Annotated in this window: 5 protein-coding genes; all 5 read right to left on the minus strand. The window is 66.7% G+C overall.

Going from position 1 to position 5,180, the window contains the following annotated elements:
- Positions 1-205: 205 nt before the first annotated feature.
- The 5 genes from DKG74_RS21200 to aztA are packed head-to-tail and all read right to left on the minus strand — an operon-like array spanning position 206 to position 4,834.
- The gene (locus tag DKG74_RS21200) at positions 206-1,297 is read right to left on the minus strand and encodes a WD40 repeat domain-containing protein (protein WP_109908182.1); all 1,092 of its coding nucleotides are present in this window, start codon (positions 1,295-1,297) and stop codon (positions 206-208) included.
- On the minus strand, positions 1,287-2,249 hold the full coding sequence (locus tag DKG74_RS21205) for a CobW family GTP-binding protein (RefSeq protein ID WP_109908183.1): 963 nt from the start codon (positions 2,247-2,249) through the stop codon (positions 1,287-1,289). Before DKG74_RS21205 ends, DKG74_RS21200 begins: the two co-directional genes overlap by 11 nt.
- Positions 2,250-2,266: 17 nt before the next feature.
- Positions 2,267-3,193, minus strand: coding sequence for a metal ABC transporter substrate-binding protein (locus DKG74_RS21210; protein WP_109908184.1), 927 nt, complete (start codon positions 3,191-3,193; stop codon positions 2,267-2,269).
- A 4-nt stretch (positions 3,194-3,197) separates the two neighbouring features.
- Positions 3,198-4,076: a metal ABC transporter permease gene (locus tag DKG74_RS21215; RefSeq protein ID WP_481111768.1), complete on the minus strand. Its 879-nt coding sequence runs from the start codon at positions 4,074-4,076 to the stop codon at positions 3,198-3,200.
- Positions 4,073-4,834, minus strand: a complete 762-nt coding sequence (gene aztA, locus DKG74_RS21220) for a zinc ABC transporter ATP-binding protein AztA (RefSeq protein ID WP_109908186.1) — start codon at positions 4,832-4,834, stop codon at positions 4,073-4,075. Before aztA ends, DKG74_RS21215 begins: the two co-directional genes overlap by 4 nt.
- Between the last annotated feature and the right edge of the window lie 346 nt (positions 4,835-5,180).

The raw sequence follows: 5,180 nt of genomic DNA on the forward strand, positions 1-5,180 counted from the left end.
CCAGAAAGGTCATCCGCATCGCCCTCGCCCGAAAACTCCTCGTCCGGCTCAACGCAAAAGCACGAGACGTCCGGCAGGCCATGCCAAATCTCTCTTGACCAACAAGACAGTCGCTCTCCCCCCGCAAGCGGGCGGAGAGGGGGCCATTTCTCCCTCTCCGCCCTTCAGGGGGGAGAGGGCCGGGGTGAGGTGGGGCAGACCCGCCCTATTTCCGCTTTTTCTGCTCTTTGGCCGCGACCTTGAGGTCTTCGAGGTCGACGACGAAGAATTCGCCGTCCTCGGTCGTCATCAGCAGGCGGCCGCCGTCGGCGGTCCAGGCGAGGCCGGTGGGCATGCCGCCGCCGACCTCCTTGAGGAGGACCTGCCCCTCGACCGCGAAACGCCCCATCTCGATCCTTCCATCCTCGAAGGCGGCGGCGACCACGGGCAGTTTCGGATGGGCGGCGACATGGGTCGCGAGGAATTCCTCCGCCCCGCCGAACTGATGCGGCGGGCGGCCCATCGGGCCCTTGCCGATGAAGTCCCAGGCGGTGACCAGCGGGCTGCCGGAACAGGCCAGCCAACGCTCGTCCGCCGACCAGGAAAAGCTCTTCACCTTGGCGGCATAGCCGGACATGCGCATGTCGACATCATCTTCGACACGCCAGCCGTGCAATTCCTTGTCCTGCGTGCCGGTGACGACGAAGCGGCCGTCCGGGCTCCAGGTCACGGAGACATGACTGCCCTTCCACGGCAGCAGCTTCGGCGTGCCGGTCAGGCCCCCGGCATACCACAGCGAGACACCGCCGTAATGGGCGACGGCGATGCGCTTGCCCTTGGGGTTGAAGGCGACCCCGGTCACCGCCGAGGCGACGGGCGCGGTCGCCCCCAGGGCCTTGCCGGCGGCATCGAAGACACGCGCGGTCTTGCCGACGCCGAGCGCGATCAGCCCCGAGGCGGGCGAGGCGGCGACGGCGTGGACCCAGTCCTTGCCCGGCGGCAACAGCTCGGTCCGCGTGCCGTCGGCGGCGATCAGGACGGCGCTGCCGTCGTCCCCGCCCGAAACGAAACCGCCCTTCGGCCCGGCGCAGAGCGCGAGAGAAACGCCGTCATGGGCTTCGAACGCCACGAATTCGGCCGGAGAGTCGAGGCTGCCGACAGCGATGCGGCCGTCATCGAAGGCGAAACCGATGCGGTCCCGCCCGTCGATGGCGAGGGCAAGGATGCCGGCTTCCTGCGGATAGCAGTCGACACGGCTTGGCGGCAGGCGGTCGGCGTAAACGTCTTCCGGCTGGAAATCGGGGAATTCAGGCGGCACGGCAGGCCTCGAACCCGGCCTTCAGCGCCGGCACATCGAGATTGCGGCCGATGAAGACGATGCGGCTGATGCGCGGATCGTCCGGCGCCCAGGGCCGGCGATAATCGCCGTCGAGCAGCATGTGCACGCCCTGGAAGACGAACTGGTCGTCCTGATTGGCGAAGGACAGGATGCCCTTGGAGCGCAGGATGTCCTGCCCCTTGGTCTGCAGGATGTTGGAAATCCAGCGGTTGAACTTGTTCTCGTCGAGCGGGTCGACAGCCGTGAAGGAGACCGAGGTGATGTCCTCGTTGTGGCTGTGGACATGGCCGCCTTCGAGGAAATCCGGTTCGATCGCGAGGATGCGGTCGAGATCGAAGGCGCCCCGGTCGAGCACGCGGTCGAGATCGACCTGGCTGTTGGTCGTGCGGTGGATTTCCGCCGCCGTGTTGATGCCGCGGATGATGCCCTCAATCCGGTCGAGGTCGGCGGGGGCAACGAGGTCGGTCTTGTTCAGAAGGATCACATCGGCGAAGGCGATCTGCTCGCGCGCTTCCTTGCTGTCCTTCAGCCGGGCCTCGATGTTCAGGGCATCGACCACGGTGACGACGGCGTCGAGCTTGGCCTTGGCCTGCACGTCCTCGTCGACGAAGAAGGTCTGGGCGACCGGCGCCGGATCGGCAAGGCCCGTGGTCTCGATCAGGATGGCGTCGAACTTGCCCTTGCGGCGCATCAGGCCAGTGAGGATGCGAATGAGGTCCCCGCGCACGGTGCAGCAGATGCAGCCGTTGTTCATCTCGAAGACTTCCTCGTCGGTCTCGACCACGAGGTCGTTGTCGATGCCGATCTCGCCGAATTCGTTGACCACGACGGCATAGCGCTTGCCGTGCTGCTCGGTCAGGATCCGGTTGAGCAAGGTTGTCTTGCCGGCGCCGAGATAGCCGGTCAGGACGGTCACGGGGACCTGATTCATCTAACGCACTCCAGCGATTATGATCCCAAGGCGGCCGTCAGCATGGCCACATTGTGTTCGAACATCGCAATATAGGTAGAGGCGTCGCCAGATGCACCAGAGAGTGCGTCTGAATAAAGCGTGCCCCCGATATGCGCGCCGGTCTCGCGCGCGATCTGCGCGATCAGGCGGGGGTCGGTGACGTTTTCGAGGAAGACGGCCGGCGCCTTCGTCTCCTTGATCTGCTGGATCAGCAGGGCAACCCCCTTGGCCGAGGCTTCCGATTCGGTCGAGACGCCCTGAGGCGCCAGCACCTCGAGGCCATAGGCGGCGGCGAAATAGCCGAAGGCGTCGTGGCTGGTGATGATCTTGCGCCGCTCCGCCGGCAGGGCGGCGATGGCGGCCTTCACCTTGGCGTCGAGCGCTTCCAGCTTCGCGCGATAGGCGGCGGCATGGGCGCGGTAATCGGCTTCGTTGGCGGGATCGGCGGCGATCAGGCCGGCGGCGATATTGTCGACATAGCGCAGCCCGTTGGACAGATCCTGCCAGGCGTGCGGGTCGACATTGCCGTGATCGTGATGATCGTGGCCTTCCTCGGCGTGTTCCTCGTGGCCCTCTTCCTCTGCCGCCATCTCGCGCGGGGTAACGCCCGTGCTGGCCACGACGACCTTGCCCTTGTAGGCGGCGGCTTCGGTCAGGCGCTCCATCCAGCCCTCGAAGCCGAGACCGGAAATGATCACGAGATCGGCCCCGGCCACCGCTTTCGCGTCGCGCGGGCTGGGCTGGAAGACATGAGCGTCGCCATCGGGGCCGACCAGCGTCGTCAGGGCGATATGATCGCCGCCGACATTGGCCACCATGTCGCCGAGGATCGAGAAGGAGGCGACGACCTTCACCGGCTCGGCAAACGCCGCCGTGGCCACGGTGGAAAGCCCGAGGGCGAGCAGAAGCGGGCGCAGCAGCATGGTCTCAAGCCTCCAGATGACGGCGCGGCATGTAGCGCCAGATGATCCCGCCTTCCCGTCCGACGACGATGGAGACGACATAGGCGACGCCGGCCGTGATCATGATGGCGGGACCGGACGGCAGGTCGCGGTGATAGGAAACAAGGAGGCCGATCCAGCCCGACAGCATGGCGACACCGATGGAGACCGCCGCCATCGACCAGACATCCCGCGCCCAGAAGCGGCTGGCCGCCGCCGGCAGCATCATCAGGCCGACCGCCATCAGGGTGCCGAGAGCCTGAAAGCCGGCGACCAGATTGACGACGACGAGGACGAGGAAGACGACATGGAAGATCGACCCCGCCCCGCCGCCGACCGCGCGCAGGAAGCCCGGGTCGAAGCATTCGACGACCAGCGGCCGGTAGATGAGGGCCAGCACGGCGATGCTGAGGGAGGCGATGCCCGCGACCGTCAGCAGCGCGGCATCGTCGACCGCGAGGATCGTGCCGAACAGGACATGCAGCAGGTCGACGTTGGAGCCCTTCGTCGAGACGATCAGCACGCCGAGGCTGAGCGAAATCAGATAGAAGCCGGCGAAACTGGCGTCTTCCCGCAAGCTCGTGTTGCGGGTGACGAGGCCCGACAGAAGGGCCACGGAAATGCCGGCGACGAGCCCGCCCAGCCCCATGGCCCAGATGTTGAGGCCGGCGATCAGGAAGCCGATGGCGGCGCCGGGCAGCACGGCGTGGCTCATGGCATCGCCGATCAGGCTCATCCGCCGCAGCATGAGAAGCACGCCGACCGGGCCACAGCCGAGCGCGAGCGCGAAACAGGCGACCAGCGCCCGCCGCATGAAGGCGAAATCGGCGAAAGGCGCGACCAGCAGGGACCAGAGGGTCATCATGCCCGCCGCTTCTCGGGGGCGCAGACGGCGGCATCGTCCTGCCAGCGCTCGGACATGCGGCGCGCGGCGAGAAGATTGGCGGCGGTCAGGCAGTCCGGCGTCGGGCCGTTGGCGACAAGTTCGCGCGCCAGCAGCAGCGTGTCGGGGAAATGCTGGCGCACCTGATCCATGTCGTGGAGGACGGCGATCACCGTCCGCTTCTCGCCGTGCCAGCGGCCGATCAGGTCAAGGAGGTCCTGGGTCGTCCGGGCGTCGATGGCATTGAACGGCTCGTCCAGCAGGATGACGCCCGCATCCTGCAACAGCAGGCGGGCGAAGAGCACACGCTGAAACTGCCCGGACGAGAGGGAGCCGATGGGCCGCTGCTCGAACCCCTCCAGCCCGACGGCCGACAGGGCTTCGGCGACCTTGTCGCGCAAGGGACGGCCGATCGCCCGGAAGATGCCGACCCGCGCCCAATGGCCGAGGGCGACCGTGTCGGCGACGGTGATCGGAAACGAGCGGTCGATATCCGCCTGCTGGGGCAGATAGGCGATGTCGCGGCGCTTCAGGTCGCCGACCGATACCCGTCCCTCGGCCGGGCGCAGCAGGCCGACGATGGATTTGATCAGGGTGGATTTGCCGGCGCCGTTGGGGCCGACCACGGCGGTCAGCGAGCCCGGCTCGAAGCGGCAGGTGACGTGATGCACGGCGGGATGACGGTCGTAGGCGACCGTCAGATCCCGCACCTCGATGGGGGCAAGACGAAGGCCGGCCATCACAGCGCCCACAGCACGGCGCCCCAGAGGAGCGCGATCAGACCGGCGGCGATGCCAAGGCGCGTGCCGGCCCCGAGCGTCAGCATGGTCGGATGGATGGATGACATGGCGCTTTCCGCCTCCCCAAGAACAGCTACGTTATAACATAACATTTGTGGCGCAGGTCAAGCCCTCGACGAACCAGTGGTGACCGGAAATACCGATGATCCCCTCCCCCAGGACGGGGGGGAGAGCGACTGTCTTGTTGGTCAAGAGAGATTTGGCATGGCCTGCCGGACGTCTCGTGCTTTTGCGTTGAGCCGGACGAGGAGTTTTCGGGCGAGGGCGATGCGGATGACCTTTCTGG

Origin of the sequence: Zavarzinia aquatilis (genome assembly GCF_003173035.1) — a bacterium.
Classification (GTDB): domain Bacteria; phylum Pseudomonadota; class Alphaproteobacteria; order Zavarziniales; family Zavarziniaceae; genus Zavarzinia; species Zavarzinia aquatilis.